The 14,486-nt window shown below is 47.1% G+C and carries 16 protein-coding genes; 4 read left to right on the top strand and 12 right to left on the bottom strand.

Translation table 11 applies throughout. The features are described 5' to 3' along the window. The first annotated feature begins 37 nt into the window (after window positions 1-37). Complete coding sequence (locus CWB99_RS15395; RefSeq protein ID WP_138549776.1) at window positions 38-214, top strand: DUF2897 family protein; 177 nt, start codon at window positions 38-40, stop codon at window positions 212-214. Window positions 215-244: 30 nt separating this feature from the next. Here CWB99_RS15395 and CWB99_RS15390 read toward each other — a convergent pair whose 3' ends face one another. Beyond that, window positions 245-1,615 carry a YjiH family protein gene (locus tag CWB99_RS15390; RefSeq protein ID WP_138549828.1) on the bottom strand — a complete coding sequence of 457 codons (1,371 nt, stop codon included), beginning with the start codon at window positions 1,613-1,615 and terminating at the stop codon, window positions 245-247. A 99-nt stretch (window positions 1,616-1,714) separates the two neighbouring features. After that, a complete protein-coding gene (gene bamC / locus CWB99_RS15385; protein ID WP_138549775.1) occupies window positions 1,715-2,782 on the bottom strand; it encodes an outer membrane protein assembly factor BamC in 1,068 nt (355 codons plus the stop codon). A gap of 336 nt (window positions 2,783-3,118) precedes the next feature. On the opposite strand from bamC, the gene CWB99_RS15380 reads away from it, so the two are divergent. Both CWB99_RS15380 and bcp read left to right on the top strand, forming a co-directional pair. Further along, complete coding sequence (locus CWB99_RS15380; protein WP_138549774.1) at window positions 3,119-3,652, top strand: glycine cleavage system protein R; 534 nt, start codon at window positions 3,119-3,121, stop codon at window positions 3,650-3,652. A 10-nt stretch (window positions 3,653-3,662) separates the two neighbouring features. Beyond that, window positions 3,663-4,133 (top strand): thioredoxin-dependent thiol peroxidase, encoded by a 471-nt coding sequence (gene bcp, locus CWB99_RS15375; protein WP_138549773.1) that lies wholly within the window; start codon window positions 3,663-3,665, stop codon window positions 4,131-4,133. An 82-nt stretch (window positions 4,134-4,215) separates the two neighbouring features. On the opposite strand, the gene pdxJ is transcribed toward bcp, so the two are convergent. From pdxJ to rpoE, 10 genes are read right to left on the bottom strand one after another with little or no spacing between them, the layout of a single operon-like run. Continuing rightward, window positions 4,216-4,947 (bottom strand): pyridoxine 5'-phosphate synthase, encoded by a 732-nt coding sequence (gene pdxJ, locus CWB99_RS15370; protein ID WP_138549772.1) that lies wholly within the window; start codon window positions 4,945-4,947, stop codon window positions 4,216-4,218. Between the two features lie 5 nt (window positions 4,948-4,952). Further along, window positions 4,953-5,660 carry a DNA repair protein RecO gene (gene recO / locus CWB99_RS15365; protein ID WP_138549771.1) on the bottom strand — a complete coding sequence of 236 codons (708 nt, stop codon included), beginning with the start codon at window positions 5,658-5,660 and terminating at the stop codon, window positions 4,953-4,955. Continuing rightward, window positions 5,661-6,563 (bottom strand): GTPase Era, encoded by a 903-nt coding sequence (gene era / locus CWB99_RS15360; protein WP_054014049.1) that lies wholly within the window; start codon window positions 6,561-6,563, stop codon window positions 5,661-5,663. After that, a complete protein-coding gene (rnc, locus tag CWB99_RS15355; RefSeq protein ID WP_046006769.1) occupies window positions 6,553-7,230 on the bottom strand; it encodes a ribonuclease III in 678 nt (225 codons plus the stop codon). The genes era and rnc overlap by 11 nt, the downstream gene beginning before the upstream one ends. Before the next feature lies 1 nt (window position 7,231). After that, window positions 7,232-8,167, bottom strand: a complete 936-nt coding sequence (lepB, locus tag CWB99_RS15350) for a signal peptidase I (RefSeq protein ID WP_054014050.1) — start codon at window positions 8,165-8,167, stop codon at window positions 7,232-7,234. Between the two features lie 11 nt (window positions 8,168-8,178). Continuing rightward, a complete protein-coding gene (gene lepA / locus CWB99_RS15345; protein WP_138544393.1) occupies window positions 8,179-9,966 on the bottom strand; it encodes a translation elongation factor 4 in 1,788 nt (595 codons plus the stop codon). A gap of 58 nt (window positions 9,967-10,024) precedes the next feature. Beyond that, window positions 10,025-10,483, bottom strand: a complete 459-nt coding sequence (locus CWB99_RS15340; RefSeq protein WP_138549770.1) for a SoxR reducing system RseC family protein — start codon at window positions 10,481-10,483, stop codon at window positions 10,025-10,027. After that, on the bottom strand, window positions 10,480-11,433 hold the full coding sequence (locus CWB99_RS15335) for a MucB/RseB C-terminal domain-containing protein (protein ID WP_138549769.1): 954 nt from the start codon (window positions 11,431-11,433) through the stop codon (window positions 10,480-10,482). Before CWB99_RS15335 ends, CWB99_RS15340 begins: the two co-directional genes overlap by 4 nt. Continuing rightward, window positions 11,434-12,030 carry a sigma-E factor negative regulatory protein gene (locus CWB99_RS15330; RefSeq protein WP_138549768.1) on the bottom strand — a complete coding sequence of 199 codons (597 nt, stop codon included), beginning with the start codon at window positions 12,028-12,030 and terminating at the stop codon, window positions 11,434-11,436. Further along, window positions 12,031-12,612, bottom strand: coding sequence for an RNA polymerase sigma factor RpoE (rpoE, locus tag CWB99_RS15325; protein ID WP_138549767.1), 582 nt, complete (start codon window positions 12,610-12,612; stop codon window positions 12,031-12,033). A 258-nt stretch (window positions 12,613-12,870) separates the two neighbouring features. Here rpoE and nadB point away from each other — a divergent pair, with 258 nt between their 5' ends. Then, window positions 12,871-14,481: an L-aspartate oxidase gene (gene nadB / locus CWB99_RS15320; protein ID WP_138549766.1), complete on the top strand. Its 1,611-nt coding sequence runs from the start codon at window positions 12,871-12,873 to the stop codon at window positions 14,479-14,481. The last annotated feature ends 5 nt before the right edge of the window (window positions 14,482-14,486 follow it).

The following is a 14,486-nucleotide window of genomic DNA, read 5'->3' as shown; positions in this document are numbered from 1 at the left end:
CGTCCAATGAAGGCCCTGTGATAGGGAGCAAGTCAAGATGGAAAATACCTTACCCACCTGGCACGTAATACTGATTATTGTGATGGTACTTGGGTTCATCATTAGCAACATTATGCTGCTGAAATATATGACCCGCTTTGATGTGAAAGGCAAACTCGACAAACAAACTAAGCCAGATTCAGAGGCCAAGAGCGAAGAAGAGGAAGAAAAGTAGGGCTGGCAGGCACCTGCCCTACTTCAGAGATTAGCCTACCAACCAATGCGCCATCAATGCAATCACAGGTAGCGTGACCAGCGTACGCAGAATAAAGATGCAGAATAGCTCAAACAAATTGACCGGTATTTTGCTGCCCAGCAACAGCGCACCTACCTCAGACATGTAAATTAACTGAGTTACACTCAATGCAGCCACGATAAAGCGTGTCACGTCACTTTCTATGTTTCCTGCAGCCAAAATGGAAGGAATAAACATATCCGCAAACCCTACCACTATCGTTTCAGCCGCTTTCGCTGCCTCAGGTACCTGAAGTAATTCGAGATAAGGTACAAACGGCTTACCCAGGATCTGGAATACTGGCGTATGTTCAGCAATGATGAGCGCAAACGTACCCACGGCCATGACCACAGGTAAGACTGCAAACACCATGTCCAGCGCATTGTGCACGCCTTCTTTCAATGTCCCTTTTACCCCTGGCGCTTTTTCCGCTTTTGCCAGGGCAACATCGAACGCATGGCCAAATAACGTCTTACCGTCAGGCACCAGCTCGGCGCCCGGGTTGGCATCACTGCCGTCAACATAACAGTCTTTTTTCCATCTCAGAGGTGGCAAACGCGGGACAATAATCGCTGCCGCAATCCCCGCCGCACACACGGTTAAGTAAAATGGCGCGAACAAATGCTCCAGTTTAACCTGACCAATGACAACCAGACAAAAGGTAATAGAAACTGCAGAGAAAGTGGTGCCTATGATAGCGGCTTCTCTTTGCGTATAGTGCTTATCTTCGTACTGACGAGACGTCATCAGAATACCTACACTACCATCCCCCAGCCAGGATGCCACACAGTTTACGGCACTTCGACCAGGCACACCGAATAAAGGACGCATCACCTTAGTCAGTAAAGTCCCCACCAGTTCCAGCAAACCAAAATTCAGCAGCAATGGCAGCAACAGACCGGCTAAGACAAAAACAGAAAACAGCACAGGTAATAGGTCATTGAGCACCAGGGAACCCGTATGTGCAGAGTGAATTGCTTCTGGCCCTACTTTAAAGTAGGTCATCAGCATAAAGGCCATACCAGCAAGGCGGGTAACCAACCAGATCGGACTCACGGCAAACAAATGTCTGAATAAATGGTTTTTTAACAGCTGTCTGGGCTTAACCAGCGCAACAAATGCACTCATTAATCCGGTGATACACACTATGGTCACTATCATAGCCTGTGCAAAGGGCGCTATCCAGCCTTGCAGAGTCTTCGCCATCACAGCAATTGGAATGGTCATGACCTCGCCGGATGGAAATGGAGTCATAAACAACAACACCCCAATCAGGGAAGGCACGAAAAACGCAAATAGCGTGCGCCAGTTTGGCGACGCTGAACCCGTAGATTCTGACATCATATGATTACCCACTAAAAAAGAAAAAGAGCGTAAGGCTCTTTTTCATGTTACTTCAACTCATTGTTTTTATTTTAATATTTTGATTTATTTAAAATATTATATTTGCAGACCTCGACTGCGCAAGACCTCTAACAGAGATTGCAACAACAGCTCCATAGTCTGTGCATCCAGCACTTGTTCCTCACCATCCAGCCAGGTTAACGCCGTCTGACCGTCGTCGGTTGTCGACACTTTAACGACATAATCACCGTCGGCAATCGGTAACACGGTGGCTTCTTCACCCCAAATGGAGTCCCAGACACTTTGATCAGGCGCTTCGTAGCGAATTTTCACCTGGTCATTATCTCTGTCTAACCTGATCACCGTAAAGTTGACTCGTTCAAGGAAGTTAGACAAACGGTCCATTACGGCACTCTTTTCAACCAGTGTCAGCATTGCGGCATTACCGTCGCTGTCAAACCCACCTTCCAGAGACAATAAACCCTGCTGTTTACGCAGCTCAACCGCTAATAATCTGTAGCGATAATCAAACTCCGCAATCACCTCATTCAATGCACGTACTTCTAGCTGTTGCTTTAGCATGTCATTCAGAGGTGTAATATCACTTTGATAATCAAGTAATTTAGCGCTCAAAGAAGCCGTTCTCTGGTGCTCTTTTTGTTCAACTGTAAATTCAAAGCGCTGACGCGATACTTCAACTATGTCTTCCCAAAACCAGCCTTCGTCCTTTTTAATTAACGAATACCAGTCAGTTTCTACTGTGCCTTGTTGGCGGGCATCTCTGGCAACCCGAGTATTGTGGTTTGCCATCACACCATCCAGCGACTGCCAGATAAATGCAGACAGATCTTCAATACCGTCGTTTTTATCAAAATAAACACGAGCAACTTTGTCTTTATTTTCCGCCCAGCTCCCCTGAGCCAGAGTCAGAACCTGCTGAGGTGGTCGATATAATTTATTTTCTCCATCCGGGTTGTTGTCATAAACAGCAACTGCCATCTTATATTCCGGATCCTGGTAAGGCTGTTCAAGCCCAGATGGCACGCTAATGGCTTCATTAACGCGATAATTTTTGCTGTCATGTGCATCATTTGGAAATACACTACATCCCGTTAAACCAATTAAAACACCTAAAGTCAGTGCTTTTGGAACCCAATACTGCACGAATAAAACTCCTTAGCAAACCCTGTTATATTTATTTACGGTAAACGAATATCGTCTTTATATGAGTGAGGATTGCCGATTTGGTTCACTGCCGGCACAACTTTTTATATTCGCCCGGCGAGCCTAAACAACTTGCAAAATTTGCCCTATGTTACTTGCCTCGTCCAGTAAACACAAGCCATGAGCTGCCTGACACCACTATCAGGTTAAGACAAAGTAGCAAAGCGACCCTCTGCCGGTATCCCAACTAACTAACTTATGTTAGTATTTACGGCTATACATCTAAAACTTGCCGTCAGGCATTACCATTATTCTCAGCGTATAGGGTGCTCTTGAATGACCACATTTACCAACCAACAATTGGTTTTGACCGCAATCGGAGAAGATCGCTCGGGGATCGTCAGTGAACTGACAAAACTGGTCAGTGAGTGTAATTGCAACATTATTGATAGCCGCATTGCGATACTCGGTAATGAATTTACTTTTATTATGTTGCTATCCGGCGACATGGCAGCCATTAGCCGAGTCGAGCATACTCTACCGACCAAAGGGATGGAGTTGGGCCTGCTTACCATGATGAAACGTACAGCCAGCCATCAGCAGAATGAATTCAGCGCCGGATATACCCTCGAATACAATGGACTCGACGCCCCCGGCACCCTGAGTAAAGTCACACGCTTTTTTGCAGAGCAAAATATCAGCATCTGTTCTCTGAAGTCAGATACGTATGAAGAGAATGACGCATTACATATGCGCTGTGAAATTGAAGTCAATATTCCCATTGAAGTAGATGCCGACGCATTTAAAATACAGTTCGAGCATCTCTCAAACTCACTAAATCTGGATTATATTTTTCGACGCATTCGTTAAGGAGCATCCTATGAATACGCTACAAGCAGGCGCTCAGGCCCCGCAATTTACCTTAGAAAATCAAGATGGTGAAAGCATTTCACTTAGCACACTTCTGGAATCTAACCAGGTGCTGGTGTACTTCTATCCAAAGGCACTGACACCAGGTTGCACCGTACAGGCAGAACAACTCAGAGACCACAAAGAACAGTTGGCGCAGTATAATACGGTGGCGGTGGGTATCAGTCCTGATCCGGTCAAAAAGTTAAAAAACTTCGAAACCAAAAAAGAGCTGAACTTTGATCTGCTATCCGATGAAGACCACGCTATTGCTGACGCATTTGGTGTGTGGGGATTAAAAAAGTTCATGGGTAAAGAATATGACGGGATCCACCGTATCAGCTTCCTGATAGGTCAGGATGGGGCCGTTAAACACGTTTTCAACAAGTTTAAAACCAAAGAACACCACCAGGTCGTTATTGACTATCTGGCAGCACAATAATGCTGGCTCGCATCTGGTATGCGAGTCAACAGAAAAAAGGGGCTCAGTTGAGCCCCTTTTTTATTTTCGCGTATCAACGCCATTAGCCTCGTGCATCCAACATCAAACGCTTCATGTCTCTTACGGCCTTCTCCAGCCCGTCAATGGCTGCTCTGGCAATAATCGCATGGCCAATGTTAAGCTCATAAATTTCCGGCATTTCAGCAATGGGCTTTACGTTATGATAATGCAGACCATGACCTGCATTGACCACGATACCCAGACCATGCGCGTATTTTACACCTGTGCGGATCCGCTCCAGTTCAGCATGCATCTCAGCGTCTGATTCTGCATCAGCGTAGGCACCTGTGTGGATCTCGATATACGGCGCACCAGTGTCTTTAGCAGCGTCGATTTGTTGAGGATCTGCGTCGATAAACAGAGATACTTTAATACCAGCAGTTGCTAACCGAGCCACAGCCTGAGTGACCTTTTCTTTATTCGCAACGACGTCCAAGCCTCCTTCTGTGGTCAGCTCTTCGCGCTTTTCAGGGACCAGACAAACGTATGCAGGCTTAACTTCACAGGCTATATCCAGCATCTCGTCTGTCACCGCAATTTCCAGGTTCATACGTGTCTGAATGGTTTTCGCCATCACATACACATCACGATCCTGAATATGGCGACGATCCTCGCGCAAGTGGATAGTAATACCATCTGCCCCAGCATGTTCAGCAACAGCTGCTGCATGTGCCGGGTCAGGATAACTGGTGCCTCTCGCCTGGCGCAATGTGGCAATATGATCGACGTTTACGCCCAATAATATCTCTTTCATTGTTATTACCTTGATTGAAATAGCTCTCTGCTTTTCAGCGGTTTGTGGCCAAGTAATGGCCTGAATAAATATCTGCTAAGGCCCTTCGCCTGACGCCGTACCTGATCGTCAGTAAAATCGCGTTGGGCAATCTGGTGAAGCACTCGGCCTGAAAAGCCAATATGCCGGTCATCTGTTCTGACAAACCCCAATTCCCGAGTATATTGGTAGTAAGCCCCCTCGACAATCGCCTCACCATCGGCATCACAGTCAAACTCAACACCAAACCCTAACTGCTCCAGTAATTGGAACTCAAAACTGCGCAGCGTGAGCTCAAACACGCTCCTGCGCGCATTTTCAGTCTGCTCGTGCAACTGCTGCAGATGGTGATGATACAAGGAAAATATCTCTTCAAGCGGCTCGTTGACCGGGATAACCCGTGTGCTGAGCTCGTTCAGGTAAAAACCACAATACAAGACTTGTCCTTTCATTGCCAAAGGCTGAGTGTGCAGTTCAATATCATTGAGGTACTTTAGGTCATGGCGACCGCTATAACGAACCAGGAGTTGGCTGAAGGGTTGAAGATGCGCGTTATGCCTGAGTGCCTGACGGCCTTTAATACGGGCCAGCATCATCAGCTGGCCCACTCCTTCGACTAGCATATTAAGCATCACCTGAGAATCACTATGTGGTCGGCGATGCAACAAATAGGCTTGTCGAAAGTCGTTGTTCAATTAGTCTTCCCCGTAGCCAAGACTACGCAGCGCCCTCTCATCATCTGCCCAGCCAGACTTCACTTTTACCCAGCACTCCAGAAATACTTTGTTGTCCAGCATCTCTTCCAAATCACGACGTGCTTCGCGACCGATCACCTTGAGCTTTTCGCCCTTGTTACCGATCACCATACGCTTTTGCGATTCACGCTCTACCAGGATTAGGGCATTGATCTGCCACACACCATTGTCAAGCCATTTGAACTGCTCGATTTCCACAGTCACGGAATACGGTAGTTCATCGCCCATGAAACGCATGAGTTTCTCGCGTACAATTTCAGCAGCCAGAAAGCGCATTGAGCGGTCTGTCACATAGTCATCAGGAAAGAAAAACTCGCATGCCGGCAGATGTTTATGCACTTCTGCTTTGACCATATCGACATTACGATTTTGCTTAGCCGAAATTGGAATGATCCCCACAAACTGCCCCTGCTCAGACAGCCATTGCAGGTGTGGCATCAGGGCTTCACTTTTGTCTTTGACCTGATCACTTTTATTGATCACGACCAAAACCGGACGACCACTGTCCTTTACCTTGTTCAGAACCATTTCATCATCTTTGGTCCACAACGTGCCCTCAACAACGAAAATCACCAATTCAACATCACCAATCGAGCTGGATGCAGCACGGTTCATCAAACGGTTAATGGCCCGCTTTTCCTCACTGTGGAGTCCTGGTGTATCGACGTAAACCGCCTGATAGTTATCCTCTGTGTGGATACCCATAATACGGTGCCGGGTAGTTTGTGGTTTACGTGAAGTAATGCTGACCTTTTGTTCAACCAGCTTATTCAGTAACGTGGATTTACCAACGTTGGGTCGCCCGACAATCGCGACCATGCCACAATGGGTATTAGGAGTCATTCTTTAAAATCTTTAGTGCTTTTTCAGCGGCCTTTTGCTCGGCCTTACGACGAGAGCTGCCTACTGAGATAATACTTTCCATCCCTTCCACAATACACTCAACCGTAAAGGTCTGATTGTGTGCCTGTCCCTTGGTATCTATTACAGTATAACCGGGTAAAGGCAACTTGCGTGCCTGCAAGTACTCTTGCAGCAGGGTTTTTGGGTCTTTCTGGTTGTGGCCAGGAGAAATCGCTGCCAAACGCGTGTCGTACCATTTTAATACCAGCGTCTTACAGGTCTCGATGTCTGAATCTAAAAACACCGCGCCAATAATCGCTTCGACCGCGTCTGCCAGGGTTGACTCACGACGATAACCGCCGCTTTTCAATTCACCCGGACCTAATCTGAGGTAATCACCTAAGCCAAACTCAACCCCGAACTCTGCCAGAGTCTGGCCTCGTACCAGCGTAGAACGCATCCGGCTAAGATCACCTTCACGCGCTTTAGGAAACTGCTTATACAAGGCATTGGCAATGACAAAGCTCAGGATCGAGTCGCCTAAAAACTCCAGACGTTCATTGTGCTGCCCTTTGTGACTACGATGTGTCATTGCCTGCTCAAGCAGGCTTTGATCCGAAAATTCGTAACCAATCTTTTTATATAATTCTGTGACGTTTTTTTTCATGCTACTGAATATTACCTAGGCGTTCAAAACGAACTCCTGTTGGAACCCAACCAGGCAAAATGCTGTTCGGGCCATTTTCAAAATCGAAACTCATCCAAATAAATACCGCTTTACCAACCAGGTTTTCTTTTGGCACAAAGCCCCACATACGACTGTCCTGACTGTTATTACGGTTGTCACCCATAGCAAAGTAACTGCCCTCTGGTACAACCCATTCATCACGTCGAGTGCCTGGTTGCTGATAATAACGTTCAGTCAGTTCAGGTAATTGCGGCGTCACAAGTACATCATGCGTGACACCCGGCAGACTCTCTGTCAGACGTACCATTTGCATTGCGCCATGTTTGAACTCATCGCGATTAACAATATCAAGGTTAATTTTGTTGAATTCGCCACATGCCAGACCATCACGTTGCTGTTCGCCATCATTACAGTGAGGCTTGATATAAAGCTGACGGTCGCGATAAACAATGCGATCTCCAGGTAAGCCGACAATGCGCTTGATGAAGTCTATACGCTCATCCAGTGGAAACTTAAAGACCGCGATATCACCCCGTTGTGGATCATTGACCTCAACCAATTGACTGCGCCAGACCGGATCTTTAATACCGTACGCGTATTTCTGTACCAATATAAAGTCACCGTCCAGCAGTGTTGGCATCATTGAACCTGACGGGATCTGGAAGGGCTCAAAAATAAATGAACGGAACACTGTAATTGCAGCAATCATCGGAAAGATAGATTTTGCGCTTTCAGTGATGGCAGGCACAGGTGCTATCTGCTCGATGACTTCCTGATCAAGCGGCTGCTCAGATGCGCCCTGTGCTAATGCGATACGCTCTTTACGCTTTGGTGCGTAAAGCAAATGATCGATTAACCATATGAGACCTGAGCCAAGCGTCAACAACACCAAAAATACTGAAAAATAACCTGCCATAATAATTCCTGTTACTTACCTACTTTAAGAATCGCAAGGAATGCATCCTGTGGCACTTCAACGTTACCCAGCTGCTTCATACGTTTCTTACCTTCTTTTTGCTTTTGCAGTAGTTTCTTCTTACGACTGACGTCACCACCATAACACTTCGCGATGACGTTTTTACGTAACTGTTTCACGGTTGTACGCGCAATCACGTGGTTACCTATCGCCGCCTGAATAGCAATATCAAACATTTGGCGTGGAATAAGCTCACGCAATGCGTCAGCCAACTGACGTCCGCGACCTTGAGAGTTCTCACGGTGTGCAATAATCGCCAGTGCATCAACCCGATCGCCATTGATCAGAATGTCCACACGCACCATGTCGGAAGTCTGGAAACGCTTAAAGTTGTAGTCCAAAGAGGCAAACCCTCGGCTGGTCGACTTAAGCTTATCAAAGAAGTCCATTACCACTTCTGCCATAGGTAACTCATACGTCACCGCAACTTGCTTACCGTGGTAGCTCATCTTGGTCTGCACGCCGCGCTTTTCAACACACAGAGTAATGACATTGCCCAGGTATTCCTGCGGAACCAGAATATTCGCTTCTACAATCGGTTCACGGATTTCAATGATGTCATTAACAGGCGGTAGATCTGACGGATTATCTATTTGGATCACGCCATCTTTGGTTTCTACTTCGTACACTACCGTTGGTGCTGTCGTGATCAGATCCATATCATATTCACGTTCCAGACGTTCCTGAATAATCTCCATATGGAGCATGCCCAGGAAGCCACAACGGAAACCAAAGCCCAGTGCAGTTGAGTTTTCCGGCTCGAAGAACAAGGACGCATCATTGAGGCTCAGTTTGTTCAATGCATCACGGAAGTTCTCATAATCATCAGAGGAGATTGGGAACATACCCGCGTAAACCTGAGGCTTAACGCGTTTAAAGCCAGGTAAGCGTTCTTTCGCAGGTTCTTTGGTCAGGGTAATAGTGTCACCCACTGGCGCACCATGAATGTCCTTGATACCCGCAATAACGAAGCCTACTTCACCGGTTTTCAGAACCCCGGTTTCTGTTTGTTTTGGTGTGAAAATACCGACTTTATCAGCAATGTGTGTCTGATCTGTCGACATAATCTTAATCTTGTCACCACGGCGCAGCTCACCATGCTTAATACGTACCAGTGAGACAACGCCCTGATATGAATCAAACCAGGAGTCAATGATCAGTGCCTGCAGTGGTTGCTCTGGCTCACCCTCAGGTGGCGGCACGTCGCGCACGATCATTTCCAGTACCTCATCGATACCGATACCGGTTTTAGCACTACACTGCACTGCTTCAAGTGCTTCGATGCCGACGATTTCTTCAATCTCTTCGGCAACACGCAGCGGATCGGCTTGTGGCAAATCGATTTTGTTCAACACTGGCAGTACTTCAAGGTCCATTTCAATCGCGGTATAACAGTTGGCCAGCGTCTGAGCTTCTACGCCCTGACCTGCATCAACAACCAACAAGGCGCCTTCACAAGCGGCCAGTGAACGAGATACTTCGTAGCTGAAGTCTACGTGTCCCGGCGTATCGATAAAGTTCAGTTGATACGTTTCGCCATCATTAGCCTTGTAGTTCAGTGTCACGCTCTGCGCTTTAATGGTGATCCCACGCTCTCGCTCTAGGTCCATCGAATCCAGCACCTGCTGCTGCATCTCGCGATCTGTTAAGCCGCCGCATACCTGGATTAAGCGGTCCGAAAGGGTCGATTTCCCGTGGTCGATGTGGGCAATAATTGAAAAGTTACGGATGTGCTTCATATACTGGATTCTAAACTTCTGTTTTTCACAAATAGAGAATAAACGCCGATTTTACAATTTATTTGGCGCAATCACCATCTATTTGCGTTAGGGGAAGGCTAATTGGATAAATTTTTATCACTTTAATGTCATGACGCAGTGCTTTTGTGCGTTGTTTGGCAAATTTAAAGCCAACCAAACCGCCAATCACTGCGGACAGGATCTGCCAGGGCTCTGACACGCCCAATATAAGGTGTGAGGTAAATATGGCGAAAAACGCCATTACCAGGGGTAACAGGTAAACCCAAAGTGCATTCTCGACCACTTTGCTGTCATCCAGTGCCAGGGTCATTTTTTGGCCTACCTGAACCGATTCATTGCACTCTATCGGCAACGCCTTTTTATTGCTGCCAAATAGTTTACTAAAAATTTGCGAGCCGCATTTGCCATTGCAGCCAGCACAGGCTGGTTTTTCCTCAGCAACCAGCCAGACTGTACCGCGATCAACACGGGAAACGGTGAGTGTTTGTTCTATCATAATGGCCGGGTTACCGACTCAGCGATGGCTTTTGCTGTCATCGTTGGGATTTTGCCAACCACCGACACATCAAATGCACCTGAATTATGTACATATACAGTCGTAGCACCCGAACTCAGTGCACCGCTGGCTCTTTGCCCAGACAGAGGTCTTTGTACAAACACAGAAAACTCTACCAGCCCATCAGAAAATAAAAAGTAGTCTGCCAGCTCATTATTCAAATCTAGTTTGTGTCGGTCTGACTTCAGTAGCTTAAACCCATCAGGCAACCAGCCAATACGCCAATTATTTTGCAGTTTTTGTGCGGTGTCGTTTTGAGCCAGAGAAGCCAGTGGCATCGGGAATTCTTTACTACTTAGCTCAATAAGTGGCTGAGCAGGTTGCTCTGTGACGCTGATGTGTGTCAGCTGAAGCTGTTCAAGTACTTCACCTTGTTGAGTCACGTAGGCAGCTTTTAACAGCAATGCAGATTGAATATCTATCCACAGCCAGTAGTTATATTTGTGCTCATCCTTTGAAACCAGGCGCACCAACTGTGCCGCCCTGTCAGCAATACGCTCTTTGCCACCCAGGACAAAATCATAGCTACTGGCGAGCGTGCCCACTTCACCAAACAGAATTTCCGGAATGGGACCGGCAATCGCATCTGTCTCTATAGAATAGGGTTGGGTTTGAGGCTCAAAGTAAGTGACCTTGTTGTCTACGCGCACCACCTCAAGACCAGCGCCATTCTGTCGACTCAGTATTTCGAGTTCACTGTTGTCGACTTTGCCATGGAGCCAGCGGTACGGTTCCATACCTTTACCTTTAACCACCACAAATGATGCATCAAAGTTACGCTCCTGAATGGCAGAAGACATATCCGTGAGCAGCTGCTTTGCATTAATGATATCGCTGGCAACAACTTGGGCACTCAAGCCCACTCCAAGTAGTAACGCAAGCCACTTCATCTATTTTTCTTGTTCCTCTTCTTCCTGTGCCTGTTGGGTCAGAGCATGTGCCATTCTGGACTGTCGCTGATGCTCAAGTACCAAGGCACCGATGCGTTGCTGTTGCAGTTCTCTCAGGCCTTTTTCTGCACTTTCCAATGCAGGCTCTGATGATAAACTAACTGGCGAAACTGAACCAGTTAATGGCGTTGATTGTAACACAGGAAAGTCACTGTTGGCTTGTTCCTGTGGGCTATAATTACTCACGCCCAGCACGGCAACTAAGGATACACTGGCAGCAATTGCAACTTGTGCCAAAGGTTTACGCCAACTAGACAATGCAACCACTTTGTTCTTAGCATTCGTCTGTTGAGGCTTCTGCTGTTGCGACTGAGCGCCATGGGTGGGCTCGTCTGCAAGTGCATCAGCCAGACTGGCAGTGATATCAATATAAGGTGCCTGATTTTGCTGACTGCGCATGGCGTCGCCTATCAGAGCATAACGGGCAAACTTTTCTGCATCGAACTGCGCCTGACTGGCATTATCCAGTGCCTGTTCGGCATCTAGTATACTGGATGTCACTTGCCCGTCTTTGACATTAAAGTTTGATTGCGTCATCTACTTATTACCTATGAGTGGGTTAATATTATTGTCAATGGCTTCTCGTGCCCTGAAAATCCGCGACCTGACCGTCCCTACCGGACAATCCATCACGACAGCAATTTCTTCATAGCTCATGCCTTCGATCTCTCGTAATGTGATCGCGGTTTTAAGATCATCGGGTAAAGACTCGATGGTTTTAAAAATCACCGCTTTGATCTCATCGCTAAGCAATAAGCTCTCCGGAGAAGCGTTAGACCTGAGCTGTTCCGCTCCGTCGTAAAATTCGGCCTCTTCAGCATCAACATCATTTGCCGGTGGCTTGCGCCCCTGAGCAACTAAATAGTTCTTTGAGCAGTTAACCGCGATCCGATAGAGCCAAGTATAAAACGCACTATCTCCCCGGAAATTAGGCAAAGCACGATATGCCTTAATAAACGCTTCTTGTGCCACATCAGCTACATCGCCAGAATTAGCCACATATCGCGAGATTAATGCGGCTACTTTGTTCTGATATTTGGCAACCAACAAATTGAACGCATTTTTATCTCCTTGCTGAACACGCCGAACTATTTCTAAATCTAAATCCTGCTCGCTCATTCGAGCCGGTACTCCTCTTTGTTATTACTTATTTTTCACACACATTGTCGCGCATTGTTGCCATCTTTTACAGCTACTCTGACTAAGTGCTGAATAAAAAGTTCTGTTTTTTTGATATTTTTTTTAAAATACCCCGTATTGACACGTCATAAACGTATTCAGTGTGGAATATACCAAGTACCTGCGACCCTGCGCTAAGCATAGCAGACTTATCAGATCACGCAGAATAAAAGGTTTAATTAGCTAAGACCCACTAACATGAAAGAACAAGTTCAACACCAAACAGATGTCATTATTGTCGGTAGCGGCGCAGCCGGGCTGAGTCTTGCTCTGTCTCTGGCAAACACCTGCCGCGTCACCGTACTCAGTAAGGGCGACCTGCGTGAAGGCTCAACCTTGTATGCTCAGGGAGGCATAGCTGCGGTATTTGATAAGAAAAACGACAGTATAGAATCTCACGTTGAAGATACCCTGGCTGCGGGCGCTGGCCTGTGTGACAGAGAAGCCGTTCATTACACTGCCTCAAATGCGAAACAGTGCCTGAAGTGGTTGATTGAGCAAGGCGTTCCGTTTGATATGGAGTTCGATAGTAAAGGACGGGAACGTTTCCACCTGACACGCGAAGGCGGCCATAGCCATCGCCGCATACTCCATGCCGCTGATGCAACAGGTAAAGCTGTACAGTCGACACTGATCGAGCGCGTTCAGGAACACCCCAATATACTTCTGCTCGAACAATATAATGCTATTGATCTGATCACGCATGGCGCACAACAGCAAAAAGTCGCACATGGACTTTATGTATACAATCGCCGAGCAAATCAGGTCGAGACCGTCACCGCTAAATTTGTCGCGCTTGCGACAGGTGGTGCCAGTAAAGTGTATCTCTATACGTCGAATCCGGACGTTTCCAGTGGCGATGGTATTGCTATGGCCTGGCGAGCGGGTTGCCGGGTTGCGAATATGGAATTCAATCAATTTCACCCAACCAGTCTATATCACCCGGAACTACAGAATTTCCTCATTACGGAAGCCATGCGTGGCGAAGGGGCATTACTGAGGCGCCCGGATGGTACACGTTTTATGCCGGATTTCGATGACAGAGAAGAGCTGGCCCCCCGTGATGTTGTTGCCCGAGCCATCGACTATGAAATGAAACGTCTGGGGGCCAACTGCGTCTACCTGGATATCTCTCATAAAGACAAAGATTTTATCATTGAGCACTTTCCGACCATATACGCCAAGTGCCTCAGTGTAGGGCTGGATATCACCAAAGAGCCGATCCCGGTCGTCCCTGCCGCACATTACACCTGCGGTGGCGTCATGACTGATTTCAACGGTCTAACGGACATTAGCAACCTGTATGCTATCGGGGAGGTGGCTTACACTGGATTACATGGTGCCAATCGAATGGCGAGCAATTCATTACTGGAATGTATTGTATTTGCCCACGCTGCAGCGAAAGACATTCTTGCTAAACTGGATACCCAACCATTACCACCGGCACAGCCTGACTGGGATGAAAGCCAGGTCAGCGATTCAGACGAAGAGGTGGTGATCACGCACAACTGGCACGAATTGAGGCTGTTTATGTGGGATTATGTCGGTATTGTACGCTCGACTAAGAGACTGGAACGTGCACTTCGCAGAGTAGAATTATTGCAGCAGGAAATTCAGGAGTACTACTCCCATTTCAGAGTCAGCAATAACCTGCTTGAACTTCGAAACCTGGTGCAAGTGGCGGAGTTAATCATTCGCAGTGCGCTAGACAGAAAAGAAAGCCGTGGGCTGCATTACACACTGGATTTTCCGCAAAGCGCAGCAACAACCAAGCCAACGATATTGACTCCCAGTAAAATCAAACGTTGATATCG

The sequence above is a fragment of the Pseudoalteromonas rubra genome (genome assembly GCF_005887095.1).
Taxonomy (GTDB): domain Bacteria; phylum Pseudomonadota; class Gammaproteobacteria; order Enterobacterales; family Alteromonadaceae; genus Pseudoalteromonas; species Pseudoalteromonas rubra_E.
This window is presented reverse-complemented; position numbering and strand designations above follow the sequence as displayed.

Excerpts from the sequence above, each read along its gene's own strand:
- CWB99_RS15390 (WP_138549828.1), bottom strand. The coding sequence starts at position 1,615 with ATGTCAGAATCTACGGGTTCAGCGTCGCCAAACTGGCGCACGCTATTT.
- CWB99_RS15340 (WP_138549770.1), bottom strand. The coding sequence starts at position 10,483 with ATGATAGAACAAACACTCACCGTTTCCCGTGTTGATCGCGGTACAGTC.
- bcp (WP_138549773.1), top strand. The coding sequence starts at position 3,663 with ATGAATACGCTACAAGCAGGCGCTCAGGCCCCGCAATTTACCTTAGAA.
- CWB99_RS15335 (WP_138549769.1), bottom strand. The coding sequence starts at position 11,433 with ATGAAGTGGCTTGCGTTACTACTTGGAGTGGGCTTGAGTGCCCAAGTT.
- rpoE (WP_138549767.1), bottom strand. The coding sequence starts at position 12,612 with ATGAGCGAGCAGGATTTAGATTTAGAAATAGTTCGGCGTGTTCAGCAA.
- pdxJ (WP_138549772.1), bottom strand. The coding sequence starts at position 4,947 with ATGAAAGAGATATTATTGGGCGTAAACGTCGATCATATTGCCACATTG.
- lepB (WP_054014050.1), bottom strand. The coding sequence starts at position 8,167 with ATGGCAGGTTATTTTTCAGTATTTTTGGTGTTGTTGACGCTTGGCTCA.
- lepA (WP_138544393.1), bottom strand. The coding sequence starts at position 9,966 with ATGAAGCACATCCGTAACTTTTCAATTATTGCCCACATCGACCACGGG.
- era (WP_054014049.1), bottom strand. The coding sequence starts at position 6,563 with ATGACTCCTAATACCCATTGTGGCATGGTCGCGATTGTCGGGCGACCC.
- CWB99_RS15395 (WP_138549776.1), top strand. The coding sequence starts at position 38 with ATGGAAAATACCTTACCCACCTGGCACGTAATACTGATTATTGTGATG.
- CWB99_RS15380 (WP_138549774.1), top strand. The coding sequence starts at position 3,119 with ATGACCACATTTACCAACCAACAATTGGTTTTGACCGCAATCGGAGAA.
- CWB99_RS15330 (WP_138549768.1), bottom strand. The coding sequence starts at position 12,030 with ATGACGCAATCAAACTTTAATGTCAAAGACGGGCAAGTGACATCCAGT.
- rnc (WP_046006769.1), bottom strand. The coding sequence starts at position 7,230 with ATGAAAAAAAACGTCACAGAATTATATAAAAAGATTGGTTACGAATTT.
- nadB (WP_138549766.1), top strand. The coding sequence starts at position 12,871 with ATGAAAGAACAAGTTCAACACCAAACAGATGTCATTATTGTCGGTAGC.